The 26,240-nt window shown below is 61.2% G+C and carries 17 protein-coding genes and 1 pseudogene; 9 read left to right on the forward strand and 9 right to left on the reverse strand.

Annotation, left to right across the window (positions count from 1 at the left end; all coding sequences use genetic code 11):
• The first annotated feature begins 365 nt into the window (after positions 1–365).
• The 5 genes from M1E04_RS11520 (at position 366) to pgm (ending at position 9,765) form a co-directional block, all read left to right on the forward strand.
• Positions 366–1,388, forward strand: a complete 1,023-nt coding sequence (locus M1E04_RS11520) for a zinc-dependent alcohol dehydrogenase family protein (protein ID WP_192130475.1) — start codon at positions 366–368, stop codon at positions 1,386–1,388.
• A 528-nt stretch (positions 1,389–1,916) separates the two neighbouring features.
• Positions 1,917–3,419, forward strand: a complete 1,503-nt coding sequence (locus M1E04_RS11525) for a hypothetical protein (protein WP_456293015.1) — start codon at positions 1,917–1,919, stop codon at positions 3,417–3,419.
• A gap of 102 nt (positions 3,420–3,521) precedes the next feature.
• Positions 3,522–4,919 carry an aminotransferase class I/II-fold pyridoxal phosphate-dependent enzyme gene (locus M1E04_RS11530; protein WP_456293016.1) on the forward strand — a complete coding sequence of 466 codons (1,398 nt, stop codon included), beginning with the start codon at positions 3,522–3,524 and terminating at the stop codon, positions 4,917–4,919.
• 757 nt (positions 4,920–5,676) lie between these two features.
• Positions 5,677–7,947 (forward strand): helicase C-terminal domain-containing protein, encoded by a 2,271-nt coding sequence (locus M1E04_RS11535; protein WP_456293179.1) that lies wholly within the window; start codon positions 5,677–5,679, stop codon positions 7,945–7,947.
• 174 nt (positions 7,948–8,121) lie between these two features.
• The gene (gene pgm / locus M1E04_RS11540; RefSeq protein ID WP_456293017.1) at positions 8,122–9,765 is read left to right on the forward strand and encodes a phosphoglucomutase (alpha-D-glucose-1,6-bisphosphate-dependent); all 1,644 of its coding nucleotides are present in this window, start codon (positions 8,122–8,124) and stop codon (positions 9,763–9,765) included.
• Positions 9,766–10,653: 888 nt separating this feature from the next.
• Here the strand turns inward: pgm and M1E04_RS11545 are convergent.
• Positions 10,654–11,349, reverse strand: coding sequence for a pirin family protein (locus tag M1E04_RS11545; protein ID WP_369319069.1), 696 nt, complete (start codon positions 11,347–11,349; stop codon positions 10,654–10,656).
• 372 nt (positions 11,350–11,721) lie between these two features.
• Here M1E04_RS11545 and M1E04_RS11550 point away from each other — a divergent pair, with 372 nt between their 5' ends.
• Complete coding sequence (locus M1E04_RS11550) at positions 11,722–14,163, forward strand: UvrD-helicase domain-containing protein (RefSeq protein WP_456293180.1); 2,442 nt, start codon at positions 11,722–11,724, stop codon at positions 14,161–14,163.
• Positions 14,164–14,181: 18 nt separating this feature from the next.
• On the opposite strand, the gene M1E04_RS11555 is transcribed toward M1E04_RS11550, so the two are convergent.
• A complete protein-coding gene (locus tag M1E04_RS11555; RefSeq protein WP_455914918.1) occupies positions 14,182–14,445 on the reverse strand; it encodes a DUF1652 domain-containing protein in 264 nt (87 codons plus the stop codon).
• Positions 14,446–14,868: 423 nt separating this feature from the next.
• On the opposite strand from M1E04_RS11555, the pseudogene M1E04_RS11560 reads away from it, so the two are divergent.
• Together M1E04_RS11560 and M1E04_RS11565 are read left to right on the forward strand one after the other, a co-directional pair.
• A pseudogene (locus M1E04_RS11560) lies at positions 14,869–15,342 on the forward strand (MCP four helix bundle domain-containing protein); the annotation flags it as partial.
• Positions 15,343–15,435: 93 nt separating this feature from the next.
• Positions 15,436–16,479: a methyl-accepting chemotaxis protein gene (locus M1E04_RS11565; protein WP_456293181.1), complete on the forward strand. Its 1,044-nt coding sequence runs from the start codon at positions 15,436–15,438 to the stop codon at positions 16,477–16,479.
• Between the two features lie 111 nt (positions 16,480–16,590).
• Here M1E04_RS11565 and M1E04_RS11570 read toward each other — a convergent pair whose 3' ends face one another.
• From M1E04_RS11570 to M1E04_RS11600, 7 genes are all read right to left on the reverse strand, one after another.
• A complete protein-coding gene (locus tag M1E04_RS11570; protein ID WP_456293018.1) occupies positions 16,591–17,571 on the reverse strand; it encodes a 2-hydroxyacid dehydrogenase in 981 nt (326 codons plus the stop codon).
• 14 nt (positions 17,572–17,585) lie between these two features.
• Complete coding sequence (locus M1E04_RS11575) at positions 17,586–18,902, reverse strand: MFS transporter (protein WP_065990347.1); 1,317 nt, start codon at positions 18,900–18,902, stop codon at positions 17,586–17,588.
• A 70-nt stretch (positions 18,903–18,972) separates the two neighbouring features.
• Positions 18,973–19,938, reverse strand: a complete 966-nt coding sequence (locus tag M1E04_RS11580) for a sugar kinase (RefSeq protein ID WP_456293019.1) — start codon at positions 19,936–19,938, stop codon at positions 18,973–18,975.
• Complete coding sequence (locus M1E04_RS11585) at positions 19,931–20,752, reverse strand: sugar phosphate isomerase/epimerase family protein (protein WP_456293020.1); 822 nt, start codon at positions 20,750–20,752, stop codon at positions 19,931–19,933. The genes M1E04_RS11580 and M1E04_RS11585 overlap by 8 nt, the downstream gene beginning before the upstream one ends.
• A 105-nt stretch (positions 20,753–20,857) precedes the next feature.
• Complete coding sequence (locus M1E04_RS11590) at positions 20,858–21,841, reverse strand: LacI family DNA-binding transcriptional regulator (protein WP_369319070.1); 984 nt, start codon at positions 21,839–21,841, stop codon at positions 20,858–20,860.
• Between the two features lie 979 nt (positions 21,842–22,820).
• Positions 22,821–23,699 carry an ABC transporter permease gene (locus M1E04_RS11595; protein WP_192136019.1) on the reverse strand — a complete coding sequence of 293 codons (879 nt, stop codon included), beginning with the start codon at positions 23,697–23,699 and terminating at the stop codon, positions 22,821–22,823.
• Positions 23,696–24,682, reverse strand: coding sequence for an aliphatic sulfonate ABC transporter substrate-binding protein (locus M1E04_RS11600; RefSeq protein ID WP_456293021.1), 987 nt, complete (start codon positions 24,680–24,682; stop codon positions 23,696–23,698). The genes M1E04_RS11595 and M1E04_RS11600 overlap by 4 nt, the downstream gene beginning before the upstream one ends.
• 516 nt (positions 24,683–25,198) lie before the next feature.
• Between M1E04_RS11600 and M1E04_RS11605 the strand changes: the two genes are divergently transcribed.
• Complete coding sequence (locus M1E04_RS11605) at positions 25,199–25,843, forward strand: hypothetical protein (RefSeq protein WP_432213758.1); 645 nt, start codon at positions 25,199–25,201, stop codon at positions 25,841–25,843.
• Positions 25,844–26,240 lie beyond the last annotated feature (397 nt).

The following is a 26,240-nucleotide window of genomic DNA, read 5'->3' on the forward strand; positions in this document are numbered from 1 at the left end:
GTCTGCATCGTTGAATTTTCCGGCGTGTCTGGAAATGCGCTTCGTGCGCTGCCGCCGATAGGCGCCGATGAAACCTTGACGGGCAGAAACACACCAATCCCTATGTACTGGCCCTTTGTAATCTGCGTCGATGCAGCCAGCGTGGCGCCCGGCATTCATCGATATTGGGCGACCGGGTTGCAATGTCGCGGTGAGCACCCAACAATGTGCGCCCTGCAGGCCCGGGACGGCTGCTACAGATTCGGCGACCGCTTGCCCCATCAGAATCGACAGCAGGCATGTTGACTATTAATAGCCACTGATAGTGTTACCGGCGGCGTCCGGATAGAGTTCAGGGCATCAAGGTTCATAAGGCGAGGTTCGAAATGTCCCGCACGATCCGTTTTCATCAGTTCGGTCCGGCCGAGGTGCTCAAAGTAGAAGAGCTGCCGGTCGCGTTGCCTGCACCCGGTGAGGTGCAAGTGCGCGTCCAGGCGATCGGCGTCACCTGGTACGACGTGCTGTGGCGACAAAATCTGGCTTCATCCCAGGCTCGCCTGCCGGCCGGTCTGGGTTCCGAAATGGCGGGCGTCATTACTGCCATCGGCGATGGCGTGACCGACCTGAAAGTGGGCGACAAGGTGGCCAGCTTCCCTTCGGCTGACGTCAATGTGTACCCGGTCTATGGCGAGCTGATCCTGTTGCCGCGCACTTCCGTGACCCATTACCCGGACGTGCTGACGCCTAATCAGGCGGCCGTCCACTACACGCCGATGCTGGTGGCATACTTTGCGTTCGTTGAACTGGCACGGGCCAAACCCGGGCAAACGGCGCTGGTGACCGATGCCAGCCATTGCGCGGGGCCTGCGTTCCTGCAGCTGGGCAAGGCGCTCGGCGTCAAGGTGATCGCGGCGACCAAGACCGACGCGTGCCGCGAATACCTGCTGAAAATGGGCGCGGACAAGGTGATCGTCACCGAAGAAGAGGATTTGCTTCTGACGATCAACCGCTACACCGACAACCGCGGCGTGGACATTGTCCTCGACGGTCTGGGTGGTCCGCAGATGTCGATCCTGGGTGATGTGCTGGCGCCACGTGGCAGCCTGATTCTCTATGGCCTGCAAGGCGGCAACCAGACGCCGTTCCCGGCGTGTGCAGCGTTTCAGAAGAACATTCAGTTCTTTGTGCACTGCGTGGGCAACTTCACCGGCAAGCCGGAGTTGGGCATCAAGCAGGACGAAGAGGCGATCAAGCGGGCGTTGCGCGACATCAACCAGATGACGGCGGATGGCATGCTGGTGCCGCAGATCACCAAAGTGTTTCCCTTCGATCAACTGGTCGAAGCCCACCGTTTGATGGACGGTTGCCCGGTAGGCGGTCGTGTGGTGGTTGAGGTTGATCCATCCTGAGCGCAGACCATCGCGCTCATTGAATGCTCGACGCTTTTGATCCAGCGTCGGGATTGAGGTGCCGGAGACCGATTTGAAGGTATCCGCCCTGTCAGTCACGGGTCATGTTGTATCACTTAAGCCTTCCCGAATCTTCTGGAAGGCTTTTTGTTTATGGAGTGTTTAATATATTGATCAACGCGCGTCATGCGTGGCGTCGGCAAGTCTTTTAAATGCAGTCGAATCAATACATTGCCCGTTTTACTAAACACAGTTTTAAACAGCCCTGTATAATTCCGATTCGGATTTGCCGAAAGGAGAACATTCACGTGTCGGCAGTGACTGGCTTGTAATTGTTCTGTAGGCGTCGATAATAGTTTCAATAATTAAATGCTCAAGGAACGAGTCGATGCCTATTGACCTGCCGCCCTCTGCTTTGCCTGGTAATCGGTCCGCCGCGGCCATAACGGTTGGGCCAGCCTCCTGCAGGGGTATCAAGCTTCTTATGGCCAACAGTGTCGCCAGGCTGATCAGTCGGGTAGTGAAACCATGAGTTCAATGCACGAACAAGCCATGAACTATGTCTATCAGCAAGTGCTGCAGCGGCTGTCGGGTTATTTGAATCGCAACGAACGAACAGCGCTGCAGTTGTTGATCCAGCGTTTGATTGTTGCCGCAGGCGGAATTGACAGGATTGGCGGCTATAAAGTGTTGGTGGCATTTAGCGGCGGCAAAGACAGCGCCTATACCGTGGCCATGTTGCGTGCTGCGCAACTGACCATCGCCGCACGCGGGCCGGCAACGTTCAGGCTGCGGGTGGCCAACATGCGTCATGCGGGCATTACCTCGGCGGTAATGGGCAACATCGACCGCTGCTATTCGGCGCTGTTTCTGCACGACGACCCTAGGGTCGAGCTGCTGGTGATCGATCATCAGTACGTGCAGATCTTCGAGCCCGATTTGCCCTTTTCCACGGCGGGTCGTGAACAGAATCGCTCCGACCTGCTGCTGGGCGGCCACCTGACCGCTGGCGATGCGCGAACCACCTTCTGCAACAGCTGTTATCTGGGCATGGCGGATTTCATGGTCCGCGCTGCCAGCTGGGGGGACGGCGTCCACGCGGTAATCAGCGGCGACTCGCTCAAGGAGCAAAAACAGTACGCGACCTGGATCATGCGTCTGGCGCGCCATGGCGGTCGAAAAGTCGACCCCTGGCACACCTTGGGTTTCAGCGGAGCATTGAGCGTCATCGACAGGGTCGGGCGCGCCTATTACGAGGAGCTGTATGGCGAGTCGGCAGACGGGACGGGCTACGGCCGGCCACCGGTATACCCGCACCGCAACATCGCCCCGACGTTGCTGACTGCCGCGGACCTCATCGGCTTTCGCACGGAGGAACACTGGGGGCTGCTCACTGACTTTCTGGGTTTCCGCTTTGATGACCTGGCGTTCAGCTTCAGCGAATCGGACTGCGCCAACCCGCTGCTGATGGCCCACCTGCGCGGGCTAAAGGCCGAATTCATTGAGGGGAGGGCGTACAGCGAGGGCATCGCCGAGTACCTGCAGCTGGCGGGTGCCATGATGCGCCGCAAACGCATGCCCGCTCGATTGATCGCCCAGGCGCTGGCCGCCTACGACAGCCCGGAAAAAATCGACGACCGCCGTCAGCTGGCCGGAGGCTACGGTCAGGAGGCATTTGGCCTGGGCGAGACACAGTGGGTGTGCCTGCTGTTCTCACCCTTCGTCGACGCCGGCGCCCGGCTCGAGGATTTCCTGCGTCGCTATCACCCCGGCATGCTGGTAGGGCTCAGCGATCTGCACAAGACCCTCGCCGGTGAGATCGTCCCGGACCTGGTGCCGCACTGGCTGGTGGAAGTCAGCGGCCTCAGTCTGAAGGGGCTGCAATCGCTGTACGCCAAGCGCCACGTGGACTTCAACGACGACCACTCGATCATCGCCCGGGTACGCGCCAGCGACCCTGACAAACGCCGGGTGGCGACGGTCGATCCGCACACCGGCGCCCGGACCACGGAACTGATTTCGGGGCGCTGAAGGCTGCTCCGTGAACTGATGCGAAGTGATGCGACGAGCCTCGGGCGGTCGACGGGGTTCTTTCTCAATGACCCTGCGCCTGACGCATGGATGGGGTGTTCGATGAATCACAACAAGACCGACTTTGCCTACCAGAGGGTGTACCGCTACCTGCTCAGGCTGACCAACGAAATGTCGTCCGGGCCGGCTGTACGTCTGCCTTCGTTGCGACTGCTGGCGCGAAGGCTGCGCGTTTCGATTTCCACGGTGCAGAACGCCTACAGCCTGCTCGAAAAGGAAGGACGAATCTGTTCAGTGCCCAAGTCCGGCTATTTCGCGCTGCCCAATCCCTGTAACGATATGCCGCTGGAAGGCGGTGACGTGTTCACGCGTTTCCATGCCAGCGCCCGGCGCCCGGACATGTTCGTCTTCGGCGCCGATGAGCCGACGCTGTTGGTGTCCCTTCACGGCGCGCTGCTGAGCGTTGAGCGCGACCTCATGCGTCACTACCCTTGCCAGCCCGACCCGCGTTTTCAGCCCTTCGGCGATGTCGAGCTGCGCACGGCCCTGGCGGGCCACTACACCTCTTCCACCGAGCATTGCTGGCACCCGGACAACGTGTTCATCGGGCCGGACAAGACCGGCGTGCTGAAGACGGTCATTGAAGCGTTGCAACTGCGTGATTGTGCCGTGCTGGTGGAGTCGCCGTGCGGCTGGAGCATTCTGCGCACACTGCAGGCGTACGGGATTCGGGTGATTGAAGTCTGCACCGACGCGCAAGGGGGCATCGACGTCGATGCGCTGGGTGCGCTGATCCAGCAGGAAGGCGTGAAGATGGCGATTGTGTCGTCGCGGATGGACCCGGTTCGCGGGCAATTGATGCCTTTCGCCCAGCGTGCGCGGATGGCGGAGGTGTTGAACCTGCAGGGATTGTGGGTGCTGGAGAACGATACCCATGGCGGCTTGTGTTTCGAGGAGGGTCGTTCGCCGTTTCGGGATTTGATTGATCCGCAGCGGCTGCTGATGCTGGGGGCGTTCGACAAGATGATCGGACTCGAGGCGCCGTTCGGGTATCTGTTGAGTCGGCATTCGCGGGCGCTGTTGCATCAGCAGTGGGTGTTGCGTTCGTTCCGTTTGCCGCCGGTTCGGCAGAAGGCGATTGCGCGGTTGTACGCGTCGGGGCAGCTGGATCGACACATGGGTGAGTTGCGGGGTTGTCTTGAGCGGCGGGTTGGTGAGTTGGCGAGTGGGGTGGAGCAGTATCTGGGGGATGAGGTGGCGTTTGTGCGTCCTCGGGGTGGGGCGTCGATCTGGCTGGAGAGTGTGCATCGGGTGGATACAGCGCGGGTGTTCAATCGGTTGCTGGAGCAGCGGATCGTGGTGGCGCCGGGGGAGTTGTTCAGTGTGCGGGGGTTGCATCAGCAGTGTGTGCGGGTCAGCGCGACGGTGGATTGGGATCAGAATATTGAGTCGATGCTGGTGATTATTCGTAATGCGCTGGTGCAAGAGCGGATGGGATAGGTCCCTTTCAGATCAAGATCAAGATCAAGATCAAGATCAAGATCAAGATCAAGATCAAGATCAAGATCAAGATCAAGATCAAGATCTAGATCAAGATCAAGGTCTTTAAGATCAAGAGCGTCTGCCTGGGGGCAGACTGTTTCGCCTTCGGCGAGTTACTTGGAAAAGCACCCCAAGTAACCAAGGGTGCTTGCTCTCGGTTTGGCCCGACTTCGTCGGGTTCCTTCACTCCGGTCTCGCTCCGTGGGCCCGCTGCCATCCGCCATCCATGGCGGGGGGCAGCTCTCGCGGCATCCATGCCGCTCGGCCCACTCCGCGAGACCTGCGTTCAGCCTGCACCAAAGTCGCGTTTGGTGTCGTTAGGGCGTTTTGCGTATGAAGATCAAGATCAAAAGCGCTGCGCAGATCAAGAGCTTCCCGGCTGAAGCCGGTCCTACGGTCGAGGTCGCCGCAAATCCCACTGTACGCATGCGATGCCTTTGTAGGACTGGCTTTAGCCGGGAAGAGGCCGGTTCATACGCCATCAATGTTGGCCCTGAAACCGGCTTGGTTGATCGTTCCCACGCTCTGCGTGGGAATGTATCCCCTGGCGCTCTGCGCTGAAATCTGTCCGCCAATCCATTTCCGTTTGCCTCGACCGCATTGAGCTGTTATCTGTACGTCCGTCCAGTGTTCCGATCGACGGCCAGCCTTTTCAGTGACTTCCATTTCCAGCATTTCCCCCGATACCCGCGCAGTTTCTGTCGAGCCTGTGGCGGTGGCGGCTGTCGATCCGGAATCGGGGTATCGGGTCGCGGTGCGGGAGTTGTGTGAGTTTACGGCGAAGGCGGGGGATCTGGATTTGCGGTTTACGCCGTCGCCCACGGCGCAGGAGGGGATTGCCGGGCATCGGACGGTGGCGGCGCGGCGTGGGCCGCAGTATCAAACCGAAGTGGCGTTGAGCGGGGTGTTTCATGAGCTGAAGATTCGGGGCAGGGCGGATGGTTACGACGCTGCGCTGAACCAGCTTGAGGAGATCAAGACCTATCGCGGCGACCTGAGCAGCATGCCCGCGAACCATCGGCAGCTGCACTGGGCCCAGGCGAAGGTGTACGGCTGGCTGCTTTCCCAGCAACTGCAGTTGGCCGAGGTCAATCTGGCGCTGGTGTACTTCAACATCATCAGTGAGCAGGAAACCCTCATTCAGCAGCGTTTCACGGCGGCCGAGTTGCAGGCATTTTTCGAAGCTCAGGCAGGCATCTTTCTGCAGTGGGCGCGGCAGGAGCTGGCCCACCGCGATGCCCGCGACCATGGGCTCAGCGTTCTGAAGTTTCCCCACGCAGATTTCCGTACCGGGCAGCGGGCGTTGGCCGAGTCGGTGTACAAGGCGGTGAGCACCGGGCGCTGTTTGATGGCCCAGGCGCCCACCGGCATTGGCAAGACCATCGGCACGGTGTTTCCGATGCTCAAGGCCGCGCCGACGCGCAAGCTGGACAAGGTGTTTTTCCTGACCGCCAAGACCCCGGGCCGCAAGCTGGCGCTGGATGCGCTGAGCGTGATTGGGCGAAGTGCCCCGGAGCTGAACCTCCGCGTGCTGGAAATGGTCGCGCGGGACAAGGCCTGCGAATACCCGGACAAGGCGTGCAACGGGGATTCATGCCCCCTCGCCAAAGGTTTTTACGACCGACTGCCGGCGGCGCGGAGCGAGGCGATGATCAAGCCGTGGCTCGATCAGGCAGGCGTGCGTGAGGTCGCGCTGGGCCATCAGGTTTGCCCGTATTACCTGAGCCAGGAACTGGCGCGCTGGTCGGACGTGGTGATCGCCGACTACAACTACTATTTTGACCTCAGCGGCATGCTGTTCGGGCTCAGTCAGTTCAATCAGTGGCGGGTCGCGGTGCTGGTGGACGAGGCCCACAACATGGTGGAGCGGACGCGGTCGATGTACAGCGCGACCCTCGATCAGCACAGCATGAATCAGGTGCGGCAGAGCGCGCCGGAGCCGGTGAAAAAAGCCCTGCAGCGGCTCAATCGTGACTGGAACGCCCTGCACAAAGAGCAAGTCGCGCCGTACCAGGCCTACGCCGCCACACCGGCCAAGTTTCTGAACAGCCTCAATCTGTGCATCACGGCGTTCGGCGACTACTTCAACGAGCACCCCCACGCGGCCAACAGCGAGTTGCAGAGCTTCTATTTCGAGGCGATCCAGTTCGGTCGTATTGCCGAGCTGTTCGACGAGCACTTCCTGTTCGACATCAGCAAGCGTGAGCTGGGCAGCAAATCGCTGTCGCGCCTGTGCCTGCGCAACGTTGTGCCGGCCGGTTTCGTGCGTCCGCGCCTGACCGCTGCGATCAGCGCGGTGCTGTTCTCCGCGACCCTCAATCCACGGCATTTCTACCGTGACTTGCTGGGCCTGCCCGACACCACGGCGTGGGTCGACGTCGAGTCGCCGTTTCAGCGCTCGCAGCTGGACGTGGAAATCGTCAGCCGCATTTCCACCCGCTACACCCATCGGCAGGCCTCGCTGGCGCCCATCGTCGAGCTGATGGCGCGGCAGTTCGAGGCGCGGCCGGGCAATTATCTGGCGTTCTTCAGCAGCTTCGATTACCTCCAGCAAGTCGCCGAGCTGATGGAACGCAGCCACCCTGATGTGCCGGTGTGGAAACAGTCTCGGGGCATGGCCGAGGCGGAACGGCAGGCGTTTCTCGAGCGCTTTACGCCGGCCAGTCAGGGCATCGGTTTTGCGGTGCTGGGCGGCGCGTTCGGCGAGGGCATCGACCTGCCGGGGGCGCGGTTGATCGGCGCGTTCATTGCCACCTTGGGCCTGGCGCAGATCAACCCGGTCAACGAGCAACTCAAGCAGCGGATGAGTCTGTTGTTTGGCGCCGGTTACGACTACACCTATCTCTACCCCGGCATGCAGAAAGTGGTACAGGCCGCCGGCCGGGTGATTCGGGGTCTGGACGATCGCGGCGTGGTGGTGCTGATCGACGATCGCTTCGCCGAGCGCAAGATTCAGCAGCTGTTGCCGGCGTGGTGGCAACTCTGATCAGCGTCTGTTAATTGTCTCAGGACGTTACGGATCAATAGCCGAGCGCCACGGTCCAACTGCCAGTAAACTGCCGCGCTAATGGCGTTTCAGGCGGCGGTTAAGGTTGTTTCCCGGCTCGTCGGGACCTTTTCTTTTTGTCATTTCCCTATTTTTCATCCACGGAGGTTTCGCATGAGTATCAGTCCATTCGCGGGCAAATTGGCGCCTGCAGAATTGCTGGTCGATCTTCCTCGTCTGGTGACGGCCTATTACACCGGCCAGCCCGATGGGTCGGTGGCGACCCAGCGTGTTGCCTTCGGTACCTCCGGGCACCGCGGCAGCTCTTTCGAATTGAGCTTCAACGAGTGGCACGTGCTGGCCATCAGTCAGGCGATCTGCCTGTACCGTCAGGCCAACGGCATCGATGGCCCACTGTTCCTCGGCGCCGACACCCATGCCCTGTCGACCCCGGCGGCCGCTTCGGCGTTGGAAGTGCTGGCGGCCAACGGCGTCAACGTGATGATTTCCGAGGGCGACGAATACACCCCGACGCCGGCGATTTCCCACGCCATCATCTGCTACAACCGCGGGCGCACGACCGGTCTGGCCGACGGCATCGTCATCACCCCTTCGCACAACCCGCCGGAAAGCGGCGGCTTCAAGTACAACCCCACCAACGGCGGCCCGGCTGACTCGCACATCACCAAGTGGATCGAGAACAAAGCCAACGAATTGCTGGCCGAGCGCATCGTCAACGTCCAGCGCATCACCCACGAAAAAGCCCTGCGCGCCGACACCACCCATCGCCACGACTACATCAACACCTACGTGGCGGACCTGAAAAACGTCATCGACATGGACGCCATTCGTGGCGCCAACCTGCACCTGGGCGTTGATCCGCTGGGTGGCGCGGGCGTGCGTTATTGGTCGGCGATCGGTGAGCATTACGGCCTGAATCTGGACGTGGTGAACAAATTCGTTGATCCGACCTTCCGCTTCATGAGCGTGGACTGGGATGGCAAGATCCGCATGGACCCGTCGTCCAATTTCGCCATGCAGAGCCTGATCGGCCTGAAAGATCGCTTCCAGGTGGCCTTCGCCTGCGACCCGGACCATGACCGCCACGGCATCGTGACGCCGACCGGTGGCTTGCTGGCGCCGAACAATTACCTGGCGGTGTCCATCGATTACCTGTTCCAGAACCGTCCCGATTGGCGCGCAGACGCGGCCGTCGGCAAGACCGTGGTCAGCAGCGGGATGATTGATCGCGTGACCCAGCGTCTGGGCCGCCGCCTGTATGAAGTGCCGGTGGGCTTCAAGTTCTTCGCCGAAGGTTTGTACGAGGGTTCGCTGGGCTTTGGCGGTGAAGAAAGCGCCGGTGCGTCGTTCCTGCGCCGCGACGGGACGGTCTGGACGACGGACAAGGATGGTTTGATTCCGGCATTGCTGGCCGCGGAAATCCGCGCGCGCAAAGGGCGCGATCCGAGCGAGATGTACAAGGCGTTGACCGATGAGTTGGGCGAGCCGGTCTCGACCCGCTTTGAGGCGAAGGCGAACTTCGAGCAGAAGGCGCTGTTGAGCAAGCTGTCGCCGGAGCAGGTGACATCGACGGAGCTGGCGGGGGAGAAGATCGAAAGCATCCTGAGTAAGGCGCCGGGCAATGATCAGGCGATCGGTGGCCTGAAGGTCATTACCGAGAATGGCTGGTTTGCTGCGCGGCCGTCGGGGACTGAGGATATTTACAAGATCTATGCCGAGAGCTTCAAGGGCGAGGATCACCTCAAGCGTCTGGTGGCTGAGGCGCAAGTGCTCGTTGACGGCGCTATAGCGCCTTGAAAGTGTGTAGGGGACTGATTTATTTCCAGCGCTCCACCGTAAATTAATCTGTCCCCGGTTAAACCTGCGCTGTGGCGTACGAAGATCAAGAGCGTCTGCCTAAGGGCAGACGTTTCGCCTTCGGCGAGTTACTTGATAAAGCCCCAAGTAACCAAGGGCTAGTGCTCCCGGTTGGGCTCCTCCTTCGTCGGAGTTCCCTCACTCCGACGACGCTCCGTGGGCCCGCGCCGAACGGACATCCATTTCCTAGCGGCGCTCTCGCGGCATCCATGCCGCTCGGCCCCCTCCACGTCGTCTGCGTTCGGCCTGCACCCAAGTCACGATTTGTGGTGTTTGAGCCATCGCCTAAGAAGATCAAATCAAGATCAAGTACAGATCAAAAGCTTCCCGGCTAAAGCCGGTCCTACAGTCCGCGCCAATTCCATCGATTGCACGCGTTGCTTTGTTGATCGTGCCCACGCTCCGCGTGGGCATGCATCTCGGGACGCTCCGCGTCCATTCCCGGCTAAAGCCGGTCCCACTGAATAAACGCGGTGTCCTGTAGGACCGGCTTCAGCCGGGAAGCTTTTGACCTGCATCTGCCCTTGATCTGCTCTTGATCTTCTTACACAAAAATCCCAAACACCGCCAATCGCGACTTGGGTGCAGGCTGAACGCAGGTTTCGTGGAGTGGGCCGAGCCGCATGGATGCGGCGAGAGCGCCGTCAGGACATGGATGTCCGTTCGGCGCGGGCCCACGGAGCGAGACCGGAGTGAAGGAACCCCGAGGAACGAGGGGCCCAACCAGGAGCAAGCACCCTTGGTTACTTGGGGTGCTTTTCCAAGTAACTCGCCGAAGGCGAAACGTCTGCCCCCAGGCAGACGCTCTTGACTTACCGCTTTTAAGGATCAGGCAACATCCACGAGGACGATTTCGCTGTCTTCGAGGGCCGTCACCCGCAACACACGCTCATCCTCAACCGCCACACCATCTCGCGCTTCGGCATGAAGGCCGTTGACCTCAATAACACCCGTCGCAGGCACCAGATAAGCCCGGCGGCCAGCATCCAGCACATACTCAGCCGACTCCCCGGCCTTCAGATTCGCCGCCACCAACCGGGCATTGGCCCGAATCCGCAGCTCGATATCATCATCCGCCTTGCCGCTCGCCAGCGTCACAAAACCTTCGCGGTCGCCTTTCGGGAATGGCTTGGCGCCCCAGGACGGCGGAGCACCGACCTCGTCCGGCATGATCCAGATCTGGAAAATCCGCGTCTCCTTCGACTCCAGATTGTATTCACTGTGCGCCACACCCGTCCCGGCGCTCATCACCTGCACATCACCCGCCTCGGTACGGCCACGGTTGCCCAGGCTGTCCTCGTGAGTAATGGCGCCCTCACGCACATACGTGATGATCTCCATGTCCCGGTGCGGGTGACGCGGGAAGCCCGTGCCGGCTTCGATCACATCATCGTTCCACACCCGCAGCTGGCCCCAGTTCATGCGGCTCTCGTCGTAGTAACTGGCGAACGAAAAATGGTGATGGGCGTTCAGCCAGCCGTGGTCGGCGCCGCCAAGGGATTTGAAAGGTCGAAGTTGCAGCATGATCACTTCCTCCGTAGCAGGGCCGGGCCTGTGGCAGGGCGCCGCTGGTGATGACTTGTCAGTCGATGGGGCCATGATCTATCAGCTAATCATCGATAAAAAGCGTAAGTTCTGCATGAATGCAATCGGTTAATTAGATATTTAGCCGTTCCTACACGCTATAAACCCGTTGCCCTTTATCGGCTAACTCCCTGACGGCAAAGCATTTCACTGGTTCTGAAAGACGAATGGGGCGACCATAGGCGCCCTGTCGATAACCCGATACCCGGAGCCCGCGTGCCGCACGATTTTTCCGCCGAGCTACCCAACGAGCCCAACTCACTGCCGCCTGACCTCAACACCCCCGAACGCCTGCCGTTCTTCAAACGGCTCATGGCCCGCCTGATGGGCGGCGGCCTGTCGCGCATGCAGGCGCAGCACGTGCCGTCGTGGCACCAGGGCCACGCCGATGGCTACCTCAACGGCCATGCCGAGGGCATGAACGAGGGTTACGCCGAGGGGCATCTGGATGGCATCGAAGAAGGCCGGCAGGTGCTGGTGATTCGCGACACCCGGCCCCTTGAGCACCGCGGTCCGCGGGTTGACGATCACCTGTTCGACGACTGGCGCCTGCCACTGACCAACGAGTTGAAAAAGCGCATCAAGGCTGACGTCGCCGAGAAGCTGCCCGCTCACGCGCAACCGACCGCCGCCCAGTGGAAGATGATTTTCAGCGACACGCCGTCGACCTACGTGATTGCCGGTGCCGGGGCGGGCAAATCGACCTCGCTGGTGTTGCGCGTGCTGCTGCTCAATCACTACCTGGGCTTCGAGCTGGACGCCATGACCGTGGTCACCTTTACCCGCGAGTCGCGCAAGGATTTCATCCACAAACTCATCGAGATCATGGCGCTGTGGGGCCATGACCTGAGCCTGCGTCAGGCCCGCGAGGTGGTGCGCACGTTCCATTCGCGCATCCTGCCGCTGGTGCGCAGCCTGCCGGGTTTCGAGCAGTTGCAGGCCTTCGAGAACCTCAGCAGCCAGTCCGGCCAGCTCTTCGACGACAGCGCCGACAGCAACCCATTCGACCTGCGCATTAATGACGCCCAGCGCCAGCAGTTGAACCTGTGTTACCGCGATCTGTACGCCGCCAATTCACGCTTTCGTGACGTCATGGCGCCCCTGTACCGGCAGTCCCTGCAACTCAAGGAGCTGGACCGCGATCACCCGGACGTGCAGAAGCGCATCACCGTGATGGGCCTGTCGTCCAAGCGCGACGAGGAACTGTGCGACGTCATCGAAGACCTGTGGATTCGCGCTGGCGCCTGGCCGATCCAGGGCGTCGAGCCGATGCGCCAGACCGTCGAAGTCAGCGGCCTGACCTTCCACGTCCACGGGTATGCCGCCGAGCTGGATGCCTGGATCGTCCTCGGTTTCGACCCCAGCGAAGACCAGCACTTGCGCCGCCCGGACGCCAAGCTGCCGGTGTGGGCCGAGTGGGTGATCAAGCGCACGCTGTTTCAGGCGTTTTGCCGCAAGCCGGTCATCTGGCTGGAAAACTACCAGGCCTCGCGGGGCATGATGCAGTCGTTGTCCGGCGCGGCCGTGGCGGGGCCGGGCTTCGATTACAAGGTCAAAGGCGAGCTGAGCGCGGCGCCGCTGCTGGACTGTTTTGTCGCCGCTGCCAGCTTCATCGAGAACCTCGGGCTGGACGTCCCGGACGCCGTGGCGCAGATGAGCTTCTCGGATCAGGACCCCGACCGGTTTTTCTTCGAAGCACTCAGCCTGTTCTGGAAGGCCTTCGAGAATCACCTGCTGGATCAATCGCCGCCGGTAATGACCTACAACCGGATGTTCTCGCTGTTCGGTGAAAACTCGCCCGAAAACCTCAAGCTGGTCAGTGACGCGGGGCTGCGACCGCTGTCGCATTTGATGATCGATGAGTTCCAGGACGTCTCGCCGCAGATCGTCTCGTGGATCCGCGCCAGCCTGCGCGAGATCCGCAGTCGTGGTCCGGCGCTGCATGTCGGGCGTGGCGCCCAGCGTTCATCGCTGCTGTGCGTGGGCGATGACTGGCAATCGATCTACGGCTGGCGCGGCAGTTCGCCGAAATTTTTTATGGAGTTTGCCAAGGAGTTTTCCTCCCCCGCGACCACCAAGGTCATGCTCAGCGACAACTTCCGCAGCCACCAGCACATTATCGACGCCGCCGAACACATCGTACGCGCCGCGCCGGCCATCAGCGGCAAGAAGGCCCGCGCCAGCGGCGCCGAGCAGGCGCTGCTGCCGGTGACCGTACTGGACCGCGACGATGACCGGCTGCTCGCCAGCCTGACGGAACATTACAATGCCGGCGACTCGGTGCTGCTGCTGTACCGCAAAGGCAGTGAACGCAGCCGCTTGCCGGAAGCCTTGCAGGCCCTCGCCGATGCCGATTACCGGTTGCCACCCCAGGAACGTCGCCTGAAGCAACTGACCTACCACAGCGCCAAGGGCCTGCAGGCCGACGCCGTGTTTCTGCTCGGCGATTGTCAGCATCTGACGCAGTCGCCGTACAAGAATCAGGTCTATCAGCTGGCGGGTCTGGGCCGGGAAGGGGATCTGGAAGCGTTCGACAACGCGCAGAAAGATGAAGTGTTGCGTCTGGCCTATGTCGCCATCACCCGCGCGGTTCGTCACTGCTACTGGTTTATCGACGCCGCAGGTAACGACGATGCAAACATCCCGCGCGCGTCGGCGCGGGTTGCAGGGGACAAGCCGTTTTTCGATGATCGCCGAGGCGCTGCTTCACTCAGCACTTCGTTGAGCACGTCACTCGGCACTTCAGTCGAATAGAGCATGACGCCCAGGCCTTCAGGCCCGATTGAGGTACAGCGAGCGTCTCGGAATGAAGGTTTCGATCTCCAGTTCGATGGCCTCGATGATGCGCTCGACATCCGTCGCATTCATCACGGTGGCGCAGGGGATCGCGGCGATGGCGATCACCGTCTCGCCGCTGGCCCGGTCGAACAGGCGGGCCACCATACTGCCGGGTGCATCCATGTTGGCTTCGAAGCCCACCGGATGAAAATGCCAGCGCATCAGCTGGCAGGCGTTCGGGAACGTGACTTTGTTCATGGACCCACCTCGTTCTATCGAGCACTTCACAAGCTCCGCAGGGTAGGAAAACGGCAGGTCTGTCCAGGCTTCGGTAGCGATCGACACGTCGCTTGGCCAAGCCCGGCACCCAGACCAAGGGTCAGGTAAAGGTAGCACCGCGTTTAGACCGTGTCGGTAAATAAATCCCGGCCGATGGGGAATTTCATCTTTAGTTGATCTTTGTCATGTGACGTTTATAGCCAGGCGCATGTTTAAACAAAGGCTGAATCGTTATAGCTATCTAAAAACTCTCGTACAAAGTTGGCTACCATAAATATATCTCTCTAAACGTTTAAAGCCTTCGCATGAAAGTTAAGGGGCTGCCGATAACAGGACGAGTGACAATAAAAGACGCCATGCAGTATCAGCCTTCCAGAGAGATCATCCATGTCGATAAGAAACATGAACATTGCGCCTCGCGCATTCCTGGGATTCGCTTTCATTGCCGCGCTGGTCATTGGCTTGAGCGTTTTCTCGGTCCACCGGATGGCGCAGATTCGCCAGGCCACCATTGACATGGAGTCCAACCAACTGCCGAGTATCGGCCATTTAACCGGGATGCTGGAGAACAGCCTGCGCTTGCGCATCACCTCGTTTCGCACGCTGGTCAACCGGGAACCGGCGTCGCTGCGTGAAACCGATGCACGGATCGCTGAACTGATCGGTAAGTTGCAGGCTGCCAAAAAAGCCTACGCCGCACTGCCGGCCGAGGCGGATGAGCTGGCGCTTTACAACCAGTTTGAAGCGACGCTGGCGACGTTCCTTGGCATTCAGGCCAACGTGCTGGATTTGTCCCATCAAGACAAGGTTGATGACATGCGCGCGTTGATCAACACCCGCATGAAGGAAGCCACTGATCTCATGGGTGCGCAGATCAACCAGTTGATCGCCATGAACACGAAGAGCGCCACGGAAGCGGGAGAGATTTCCAGACAGGAATATGAAAGCGCCAACCTGAGCATGATTGCGGTGTCAGCGGTCGCCGTCCTGCTCACCATCCTGTTGGCGTGGGTGCTCACCCGAAGTATCGTCAACCCGATGAGCCGAGCGGTTCGTGCCGCAGAAGAAATTTCATCGGGCGATCTGACCCGGTCCATCGAAGTCGACGGCAAGGACGAAGCGACCCTGCTGTTGCGCGCCCTGGCAACGATGCAGCGCAATCTGCGCCAGACCATCGAGCTGATTTCCGGCTCGTCCACGCAACTGGCCTCGGCGGCCGAGGAACTGAGCGCGGTGACAGAAGAGTCCTCGCGCGGTTTGCAACAGCAGAACAACGAGATCGAGCAGGCGGCAACGGCGGTCAACGAGATGACGGCCGCCGTCGAGGAGGTCGCGCGCAACGCGGTGTCGACGTCCGAAGCGTCACAGCAGTCCAACCAGACTGCGCGTCAGGGCCGTGAACGGGTCATCGAGACGGTTAGGTCAATTCAGGACATGGCCCAGCAGATCCAGGCCACTTCCGGGCTGGTCGAAGGCCTGGCTGCCCAGGGGCGTGACATCGGCAAGGTGCTGGACGTGATTCGCTCGATTGCCGAGCAGACCAACCTGCTGGCCCTCAACGCGGCCATCGAGGCCGCGCGTGCAGGGGAGGCGGGTCGCGGGTTTGCCGTGGTCGCCGACGAAGTCCGCGCGCTGGCCCACCGCACCGCGCAATCGACCACGGAAATCGAACAGATGGTCGCCGGCATTCAGACCCGCACCGGCGACGCTGTGCAATCCATGTCGCGCAACACCGAGAGCACCCACACCACGCTCAGCCTGGCCAGTTCGGCGGGTGATGCACTGGAACTGATCACCGAAGCCATTGCCCAGATCAACGAACGCAACCTGGTGATCGCCAGCGCATCGGAAGAGCAGGCGCAGGTGTCCAGGGAAGTCGACCGCAATCTGGTCAACATCCGCGACCTCGCCGCGCAGACGGCGGCCGGCGCGAACCAGACCAGCGCGGCCAGCCATGAACTGTCACGACTGGCGGTGGACCTGAAAGCAATGGTGGCGAAGTTTGTGGTCTAAGCGGCTGATTTGGTGAGGGTCACAGGTCTCAAGGACTGGCGGAATCGAGTGGGAGCGAGCTTGCTCGACGGGCTGAGTTCGCGAGCATTACCTGATCCCACCGGGTAGATGTCAGCCATGCCACGCAGCAGGATTGACCAGATCCTTCGGTCGCTCGCCTGCCAGGGCCGCCAGCAGGTTGTCCACGGCACAGCGGGCCATGGCCTCGCGGGTTTCGTGGGTCGCCGAGCCCATGTGGGGGGTTGCCACCACGTTGTCCATCCTCAGTAGCGGCGAGTCCGGGCTCACGGGCTCCTGTTCAAAGACGTCCAGACCTGCCGCGCGGATCTGGCCGTTGTGCAGCGCGGCAATCAGCGCCGGCTCCTCCACCACTTTGCCCCGGGCGATGTTGATGAAGATCGTCTCCGGGCGCATCTGCGCAAATTGTTCCGTGCCAATCAGTCCCTCGGTTTCAGCGGTCAGCGGCACGGTCAGGCAGACAAAATCAGCTTCGCGCAACAGGTCCTCCAGGCTGCGATAGCGGGCCTCAAAGCGCGCTTCCACCGCCGGCTTCGGTGAGTGGCTGTGATAGATCACCGGCATCGCGAAACCGAAATGACCCCGTTGCGCGACCGCTTCGCCAATCCGGCCCATACCGATGATCCCCAACGTCTTGCCATGCACATCGGAACCAAAATGCTTCGGCCCGATGTTCTGCTTCCACTGGCCATCGCGAACCATATTCGTCAGCTCCACCACCCGACGGGCCGTGGCCATGATCAGCGCGAAACCGGTGTCGGCGGTGGTTTCGGTCAGCACATCCGGCGTGTTGGTGAGCAGAATGCCGCGCCGGGTCAGGTACTCGATATCGTAATTGTCGACGCCCACCGAGACGCTGGACACCGCCTTGAGCTTCGGCGCCAGGTCCAGCAGCTCGGCATCCAGCCTCACGCTCGCGCCCAGCAGGGCATCGGCGCGGGGCAGGGCGTCGCGCAGGCGGGCCAGGCCGTCGCTGGATTTCGGATCGTCGATCAGCGTGACCTCGGCCTGGGCTTGCAGGCGCTCCATCAAAGGCGCCGAGAGTTTTTTGTACAGCACAACATGGTGAGTCATCGAAGGGCTCCGGATCAGGAATGGGCAGGCGCGGGACCAACGCCGGGCTTGTCGCTCAGCGGGCGGGGCTTGCTGTCCGGCTTGAGCAGCAGCGTCAGCACCACCGACACCAGCAGCGCGCCGCTCATGAACAGGTACGACGCGCTCAAGGTGCCGGTGACGCCGTTGAGGTAGCCGACGAGGTAGGAACCGGCGAAGGAACCCAGCGCGCCGAGGCTGTTGATCAAGGCCATGGCGCCGCCCGCGACGTTGGCCGGGAGGATTTCCGGGACGATGGCGAAGAACGGACCGTAGGGCGCGTACATGCAGGCACCGGCAATGACCAGCAGCGAGTACGACCACCAGAAATGCTCGGTGCCCAGCGCATACGAGCCGTAGAACGCAACGGCGGCCAGCAGCAGCGGCGGCCAGACAAACGCTTTGCGCTTCTGGGTTTTATCGGACGCCCACGACACCAGCACCATGCCGATCACCGCCGCCAGATACGGCAAGGCAGAAAGCCAGCCGGCTTCAACCATGTCCATCTGCATGCCTTTCTTGATGATCGTCGGCAGCCACAGCACGAAGCCATAAACGCCGATGCTCCAGCAGAAATACTGCGCGGCCAGCAGCAGCACGCGTGGCGAGCGGAAGGCTTCGGCGTAGTTTTTTACTGGCTTGATGCCGACCTGTTCGGCGTCGAGGCGCGCTTGCAGTTCGGTCTTTTCTTCAGCGGTCAGCCACTTGGCCTGGGCCGGACGCTCGTCCACCAGACGCCACCAGATAAACGCCCAGATCACCGCCGGCAGGCCTTCAACGATGAACATCCAGCGCCAGCTGAAGTGCGCCACCAGATAGCCGGACACCACCGACATCCACAGCATCGTCACCGGGTTGCCGAGAATCAGCACGGTATTGGCCCGCGAGCGTTCGGCCTTCGTGAACCAGTAGCAGAGGTACACCAGCATCGCCGGCATGACGGCCGCTTCGACCACACCGAGCATGAAGCGGATGCCGATCAGCATGTAAGCGTTGGAGACGATGCCGGTCAGGGTGGCCAGGCCGCCCCACAGAATCAGGCTGACGAAGATGAGTTTCTTGACGCTTTTTTTCTGGGCATAGATGGCGCCGGGCACCTGGAAGAAGAAGTAGCCGAGGAAAAACAACGCACCCAACAGGGACGACATGCCCGGGGTGATATTCAGGTCTTCGGCCATCCCCGAAGCAGCGGCGAAGCCATAGTTGGCGCGGTCCAGGTACGCCAGGCTGTAGGTGATGAAGACGATGGGCATGATCAATAGCCAGCGACGTTTGAGGCCGGCGTGTTTCACGGATTCGAGCAGCTTGTCCATTTCAGGCTCCCTGAGCATGTTGTTTTTGTCGCAGCAGGTGATGGAGGTTCGGTGTGTGTAAACGCGAGGTTCAGGCGCTCTGTCGTCGCGCGCCTGCCGAGACGTTGGCGGCATCGAGGGCGGCGCGGGTAGGCAGGCCTTCCATGTCGCCACGGCTTTGCACGGCCTGGCTGCCGACCCAGTTGCCCCGGGCAGTGGCCTGTTCGAAGCCGAGGTTTTCCAGCAGCGCGCTGATCACGCCGACGGCAAAACCGTCGCCTGCGCCCACGGTGTCGACCACCTTTGGCACCGGCACGCCGGGCAGGAACGCCTCATTGAGTTGGGTTCGGTAATACGCACCCTTGGCGCCGAGTTTGATGATCACCGCCTCGACGCCCATGTCCAGGTAGAAACGGGCGATGTCCGCCGGTGTGTCGAAACCGGTGAGCAATTCACCCTCGGCCAGCCCCGGCATGACCCAGTGGGCGTGGCTGGCAAGGTGGTTGACTTCGCGGATCATCGTCGCCTGGCTCGACCACAGCGAAGGCCGCAGATTGGGGTCGAACGACACGCTGCGGCCGGCCTCGCGCATTTGCGTCATCAGCACGTGGGAAAGCTCCCGACAGGTGTCGGACAGCGCCGCCGGGATGCCCGTGGCGTGCAGATGCCGGGCCTTGAGCAGCTCGGGGACGATGTCGTTGACCGACAAATGGCTGGCCGCCGAGCCGCGACGGAAGTACTCGACCACAGGGTCGGCGCCTTCCAGCTCCAGGGATTTGAACTGAAAGCCGGTGGAGTGCGCGGCGTCCACGGTAACGTGGCCGCAATCGACGCCTTCCTGTTGCAGGCTGTCGGTGACGAAGCGGCCCATGGAATCGTTGCCGACCCGGCTTAGCCACGCCACTTTGAAGCCCAGTCGGGACAGCCCGATCGCCACATTGCTGTCGGCGCCGGCGATGCGTTTCTCGAAGTGGCGAACCTGCGCCAAGTCACCGGTTTGCTCGGCCACCAGCATGGTCATGGTCTCACCGAACGAGAGAATATCGATCTCAGACATGGCTCAGCGCCTCCGTTTCCTTCGGGTTGGAGTGAGTGGGCTGCGATAGGCCAAGGCGCCCGAGCAGGGCAACCTGTTCGCGGGTCACTTGCAGCAGGTCATCGCCTTGCAGCGGGTATTCGACGGCGCGGGGCAGGTTTACCGGCATGTACTGGATGAGCTGTTCCCACGCTTGCAGATCGGCCGGCGCTGGCGGTACGGCGATGAGCTTGTCTGCCCCGTTCCGGGTGATTGCCTTGCAGTGCAGGTACTCGACGTAACGCCCCAGCTGCTGTGCGGCGTCGCGGGCGGACTGTTCCTGCCAGCGCCAGTTGCCGATGTCGAAGGTCATGCCGATGGGCATTTGCAGCGCGGTGATCTGCGCGAAGAACCGAACGAAGGGCTCGATGCGGCCGCCTTGCTCGGTCTGATCGTTTTCCACCAGCAAGTGAACGTCATAGGGTGCAAGACGATCGGCCAGCGCAGCGACGTCGCAGTGCTCGCCAAAATGCCCCAGCGATACTTTGAGCCAGAACGCACCGCACGCCGTGGCGCGTTCGAGGGTCGGGATGAGTTCTTGGTTCGGCTGACTGTCGCCTTCGAGCCACAACTCAAGGGGAGCGGAGTACAGGCATTCCAGGCCTTGAGTCTGGATGGCGCGGGCGAGGGCAGGGAGGTCTTGGTCGTCGACGCTGGGGCTGAACAGCTCTTCCCGCAGCTCGATGCGCGTGACGCCAGCGTTGACCAGCAACGGGATGAAACTGGCCTGGCCTTGGCCGCGTACATGATCGGCACCGAAGGCGCCGAGGCTGATGGCAACGGATGGTAGGGTCATTATTATTGTCCTCTGAAACCGGTTACATTTTTGTTCGAACGAGCGAACCGAGTAAAAGTTCGCGTCGGCGTGCAGGGGTTGACCTGCGGTATCTGTTTGGGTCGGTCAGGTCTGTCGTCGGGTCGAGCCGCGGGCGATCAACTGTGCAGGGAAGTCGTACAGCCGCACCGGCTCCTGGTCGCCACGCAGTCGGTTCAGCAGGCACTCGAAGGCGGTAATGCCCATTTCGTGGGTGGGCTGCGCCAGGGAGGTGATGCCGCTGCCGACGAGTGGGTACCAGTCCAGCTCGTCGAGGGCGATCAGGCCGATGTCGTTGAACAGGTGGCAGCCCAGCTCATGCAGTTGACGGGTGGTGATCAGGGTAGCGACGCCGTTGGCAGTGAACAGGGCCTTGGGGCCGGGGCCTTGCTGCGCGAGGAAGTCGCGCAACCGGTCGCGCAGTGGTTCGCCGGTTTCGCAGACCTGGCCACGCATGCCGGCGCGCTGAGTGATTTGGTGTTTGAAGGCGTCGACCCGCTCGATCCGCGAACTGGTGCCGTCCTGGGGTTCGGTGACCATGAGTACGTCGCGGTATCCGGCTTCATGCAGATGATCCAGCGCTTGCCGGACTGCCGCGACGTTGTCGAGGCCGACGAGATCGCTGCGCAGTTCATCGACTTTGCGGTCCACCAGCACCATCGGCAGTTCGCGGTGCAGTTCGCGCAGTTCGTCGAGGTGATGGCCGAGGGTGTTCACGATCAGGCCTTCGATGTTGTAGGAGCGCAGTGCCGCGAGGTGCAGGCGTTCCTGTTCGTCGTCGCGGTCGGTGTTGCAGACGACGAGGCTGTAGCCGTGCTTGCGGCAGGCGGTTTCGACGCCGTGCATGACGGCGATGGAGTAGGGGTTGCGGATGTCGGCGACGAGCATGCCGATCAGGCGGGTGCGGCCGCGTTTGAGGCCGCGGGCCATTTGGTTGGGGCGATAGCCGAGGGTGTCGATGGCCTGTTCGATGCGTTTGGCGATGGCGTCGGACAGCAGTTGGCGGTCATCGCCGATGAAGCGCGAGACGCTGGCCTTGGAGACGCCGGCGAGGTCGGCGACGTCGTTCATGGTGACGCGGGTGCGCGTCGGGGTGGAGATGCTGTTCACGGCCTGGACCTTATTGGATTTATCAGCAGGCTTATGGGGAGAGCTCTTTGGCTCTGAAACCGGTTTCAGGAGACACCAGATTCGGGGTTGGCGTCAATACGCTGTTAAAGGCATCTGCCTAACGGCAGATATTTCGTCTTTGGTGTTTTTTAGATCAAGAGCGTCTGCCTGGGGGCAGACTTTTCGCCTTCGGCGAGTTACTTGGAAAAGCACCCCAAGTAACCAAGGGTGCCTGCTCTCGGTTTGGCCCTTCGTTCCTCAGGGTTCCTTCACTCCGGTCTCGCTCCGTGGGCCCGCGCCGAACGGACATCCATGTCCTGACGGCGCTCTCGCCGCATCCATGCGGCTCGGCCCACTCCACGAGACCTCCGTTCAGCCTGCACCCAAGTCGCGATTCGCGGTGTCTGGGCATTTTGTGTACGAAGATCAAAAGCACATCAAAAGCAGATCAAGGGCTTCCCGGCTGAAGCCGGTCCTACCGTTGGAGGCGATTCCACAGGTTGTATGCGGTGCCTTTAGTGGGACCGGCTTTAGCCGGGAATGGACGCAGAGCGTCCTGGGATGCATACCCGCGCGGAGCGTGGGCACGTTCATTGCGCGAGAGTATGCGGTCCAAACGTAGGACCGGCTTCAGCCGGGAAGCTGTTGATCTTGATCTTCAACCGAGATAGTTCAGGCACCGCATAACGCGACTTTGGTGCAGGCTGAACGGAGGTCTCGTGGAGTGGGCCTAGCCGCATGGATGCGGCGAGAGCTGCCCCCCGCCATGGATGGCGGATGGCAGCGGGCCCACGGAGCGAGACCGGAGTGAAGGAACCCTGAGGAACGAAGGGCCCAACCGAGAGCAAGCACCCTTGGTTACTTGGGGTGCTTTTCCAAGTAACTCGCCGAAGGCGAAACCGAGGCCGTTAGGCCGACGCTTTAGATTTTGATCTTGATCTCAACCTGTAAAAGCATCCCGCCAGGCGAGGAACCGCCGCTCCAGCATCGCCAGCACCCCATCGGTCAGCTTGCCCAACACCGCCAACACAATGATCGCCGCCAGCACAATATCGGGCCGTGACGTCTCGCGCCCGTCACTCAGTAAATAACCCAACCCTTTCGTCGCGGCGATCAATTCCGCCGCCACCAGAAACATCCACGCCAGACTCAACCCCGAACGCAAACCGGTGAACAAACCGGGCAGCGCGGCGGGCAAAAACACATGCACGATCATCTGCCGCCGACTGAAGCGATACATCCTCCCCACCTCCACCAGCTTGCGATCAATATTGCGAATGGCCGCAACGCCGTTCAGGTACACCGGGAAAAACGCCCCAATGGCAATCAACACAATCTTGGAGGTCTCACCAATCCCCAGCCACAACAGCAACAGTGGCACCCAAGCCAGGCTCGGGATGGAGCGCAGGCCGGCGAACGTCGGCTCCAGATACGCTTCCGCCTCGCGGCTGAGTCCGACCCACGCCGCAAACACCAGCCCCAGCCCCGCGCCGATCGCGAACCCCGACAGCACCCGCGTCAGGCTGGCGCCGATGTGTTTCCACAGCGCGCCGTCGGCCAGATCAGTCAGGGTCGTTGCAATCTCGCTGGGGGCCGGCATCTGGTAGGACTGCACCCAGCCCACCCGTACGGCGACTTCCAGCAAGAGCAAAATAGCCACCGGCACGGCAAGGCCCTTCAAGCGGGTCCGCCAATTCCCATGGGCTTGCCGCACAACCGGTGGCGCGTCAGATGCCTCGTCCTTCAACGCCTGAGCCCTGGGGCTGACGCTGTTTCCGATACTGCTGCCACTGGCTTGGCTGCCCCGCGTGTTGCTCATGGCTGGACGTCGATCGCGTTGCCGAAACTAGGGTCGATCAATTGGTCGATGATCTGGTCGACGTTCGTGCCTTTGCGCACCAGCGCTTCGGACACCAGAATCGGCGCGGCGGCCTTCGACGCGGTGACGTCCTTGTCGGTCAGCAGGGGGCTGCCGAGGTCAGTGCGGGTCAATTGCAGTTTGGCGACATCCAGCGGCAGGCCTGACTCGGTGGCGAGCAATTGCGCCAGCTCGTCCGGATGTTTCAGCGACCACTCCCGGGCTTTTTCGTACGCGCCAAGGACGGTTTTGATCGCTTCCGGGTGCTCCTTCGCATAGCGCTCGGTCACGCTGACGACGCCAAAGCTGTTGAAGTCCTTGTTGCGGTACAGCAAGCGCGAGCCGGCCTGAATTTCGCTTGCCGCCATGTGCGGATCGAGCCCCGCCCAGGCATCGACGTCGCCTTTCTCCAGCGCAATGCGGCCATCCGGGTGCTGCAGATGCAAGAGTTCGACGTCGTCCTTGGTCAGCTTCGCCTGCTGCAAGGCGCGCAGGGTGAACAGGTAAGGGTCGGTGCCTTTGGTGGCGGCAATTTTCTTGCCTTTCAGGTCGGCAACGCTCTGCAGCGTCGAGTCCTTGCGCACCACCAGGGCGGTCCATTCGGCGCGGCTGTAGACATAAACCGATTTGATCGGGCTGCCATTGGCCCGCGCCAGTACCGCTGAAAGACTGGCGGAGGAAGCGAAGTCGACGCCACCGCTGTTGAGGTATTCCAGCGAGCGGTTGCTGCCCTGGCTGAACACCCAGCTGACGTTGCTCTGTGGCAGCGCCTTTTCCAGCCAGCCAAAATGCTTGAGCACCAGACTGACCGGCGAGTAGTAGGCGTAATCGAGATGCACCTCGGCAGGTGGCGCCTCGGCAGCCTGGGCCTGCGGCAGTAGCGTCAGGGCAAGAGCAACGGCGAGCAGTTTGAAAAAAGTCGGCAGACGGGAAAATGGGGTCATGGGTAAGTGTCCAATCAAGGGGCGGAAGCTGCGCACGGCTGCTTATGACGAAATCAGCAGTCGGAGCGAATCGGTCTGCTTGATTGGAATATTGCAGGCTTTGTGCCATTGGCCAGAGGCCGCCTTTTTGCCGTATTTGCGGGGTAGAACAGAGGCAGCGGGGTTTCTGAAACAACAGTCTGTTGATTGACTGTTGCTGGGCGAACAAAGGTAATTGGCACCTCCGCGGAGGTCGCTGTACTGCTCAGCGCGGTGGTCCGCAGCGGCTACACACCGTTGACTCAAAACAACGCCATTTGACCGTTCGGCGATTAATTCGGGAAATCAGGTGGTTGCGTGCAACCTCTTGAGCATTTACTCATCTGATGGGCATTCGTTATACGGAAACATTCGCTCGCCATACTGCGCCGAGCCACACGCTGACAAGGACGTTGCATCGGGCGTCACGCCCATCACGAACCATCAGAATTCCATGCCGATATGAGCCTTTCAACGCCTCCTCTGTTGTCCCGCGCAATGCAGCGCATGACCTATTTTCTGTTGCCGACCCTGCTGATCGCGTCCGCCATTTTCTGGTTCGCCGCCGGTAAAGGCGTGCACGCCGAGTCCAAGAACGGCACTCAGACGCTGGTGTTTCTACGCCACGCCGAGAAGCCCGAAACCGGCCTGGGTCAGCTCAATTGTCAGGGTCTTAATCGCGCTATCGACCTGTCCACAGTGCTGCCGAACACCTTCGGCAAGGCCGACTTCATCTTCGCGGCGAACCCCAGCCGTCATGTAGAAGAAGGCGAACATGATCATTCCTACAGTTACCTTCGCCCGCTCATGACCGTTGGCCCCAGCGCGATCAAGCTGGGCCTGCCGGTGAACATCGACTTCGCTGCCAACGACACCGGTGATCTGGCCGATGAGTTGATGCGCGACAAATACCACGACGCCACTATCTACACGGCTTGGTCCCACGGTTACCTGCCGGAGCTGATCAACAAAGTCGCCGAGGAGGCATCGGGCGAGAAACTCAAACTGGTCGACGACTGGGTGGCCGAGGACTTCGATTCCGTGCTGGTCCTGACGCTCAAGTGGAACGACGGCAAAGCCACGCTGCAGTACGAAAACTACAAGCAGAACCTCAACGGCGGCGCAGTGGGCTGCCCGAGCTGACGGGAATGCATGGGATCCCCTCGTAGGACGCGATCCGTTGTAGGACCGGCTTCAGCCGGGAAGAGGCCAGTGTGATCACCCTCATTTTGCAGTGTGACGCCTGATGGTTTCCCGGCTAAAGCCGGTCCTACGGTTAGAACGCGATGCCACTGTAGGACCGGCTTCAGCCGGGAAGAGGCCGGTGTACTCACCCTCAATTCTGCAGTGTGGCGCCTGACGTTTTCCCGGCTAAAGCCGGTCCTACGGTTAGAAGGCGATGCCATTGTGGGACCGGCTTCAGCCGGGAAGAGGCCGGTGTACTCACCCTCAATTCTGCAGTGTGACGCCTGACGCTTTCCCGGCTGAAGCCGGTCCTACGGTTAGAACGCGATGCCATTGTGGGACCGGCTTCAGCCGG

This window comes from Pseudomonas sp. AK106, assembly GCF_053903055.1.

Bases quoted from the DNA above. Each gene is read 5' to 3' on its own strand.
- M1E04_RS11585 (WP_456293020.1), bottom strand. From the start codon at position 20,752: ATGACCCTACCATCCGTTGCCATCAGCCTCGGCGCCTTCGGTGCCGAT.
- M1E04_RS11575 (WP_065990347.1), bottom strand. From the start codon at position 18,902: ATGGACAAGCTGCTCGAATCCGTGAAACACGCCGGCCTCAAACGTCGC.
- M1E04_RS11605 (WP_432213758.1), top strand. From the start codon at position 25,199: ATGCAGCGCATGACCTATTTTCTGTTGCCGACCCTGCTGATCGCGTCC.
- M1E04_RS11590 (WP_369319070.1), bottom strand. From the start codon at position 21,841: ATGAACGACGTCGCCGACCTCGCCGGCGTCTCCAAGGCCAGCGTCTCG.
- M1E04_RS11545 (WP_369319069.1), bottom strand. From the start codon at position 11,349: ATGCTGCAACTTCGACCTTTCAAATCCCTTGGCGGCGCCGACCACGGC.
- M1E04_RS11600 (WP_456293021.1), bottom strand. From the start codon at position 24,682: ATGACCCCATTTTCCCGTCTGCCGACTTTTTTCAAACTGCTCGCCGTT.
- M1E04_RS11530 (WP_456293016.1), top strand. From the start codon at position 3,522: ATGAATCACAACAAGACCGACTTTGCCTACCAGAGGGTGTACCGCTAC.
- M1E04_RS11550 (WP_456293180.1), top strand. From the start codon at position 11,722: ATGGCCCGCCTGATGGGCGGCGGCCTGTCGCGCATGCAGGCGCAGCAC.
- M1E04_RS11555 (WP_455914918.1), bottom strand. From the start codon at position 14,445: ATGAACAAAGTCACGTTCCCGAACGCCTGCCAGCTGATGCGCTGGCAT.
- M1E04_RS11580 (WP_456293019.1), bottom strand. From the start codon at position 19,938: ATGTCTGAGATCGATATTCTCTCGTTCGGTGAGACCATGACCATGCTG.
- M1E04_RS11595 (WP_192136019.1), bottom strand. From the start codon at position 23,699: ATGAGCAACACGCGGGGCAGCCAAGCCAGTGGCAGCAGTATCGGAAAC.
- M1E04_RS11520 (WP_192130475.1), top strand. From the start codon at position 366: ATGTCCCGCACGATCCGTTTTCATCAGTTCGGTCCGGCCGAGGTGCTC.
- pgm (WP_456293017.1), top strand. From the start codon at position 8,122: ATGAGTATCAGTCCATTCGCGGGCAAATTGGCGCCTGCAGAATTGCTG.
- M1E04_RS11525 (WP_456293015.1), top strand. From the start codon at position 1,917: ATGAGTTCAATGCACGAACAAGCCATGAACTATGTCTATCAGCAAGTG.
- M1E04_RS11570 (WP_456293018.1), bottom strand. From the start codon at position 17,571: ATGACTCACCATGTTGTGCTGTACAAAAAACTCTCGGCGCCTTTGATG.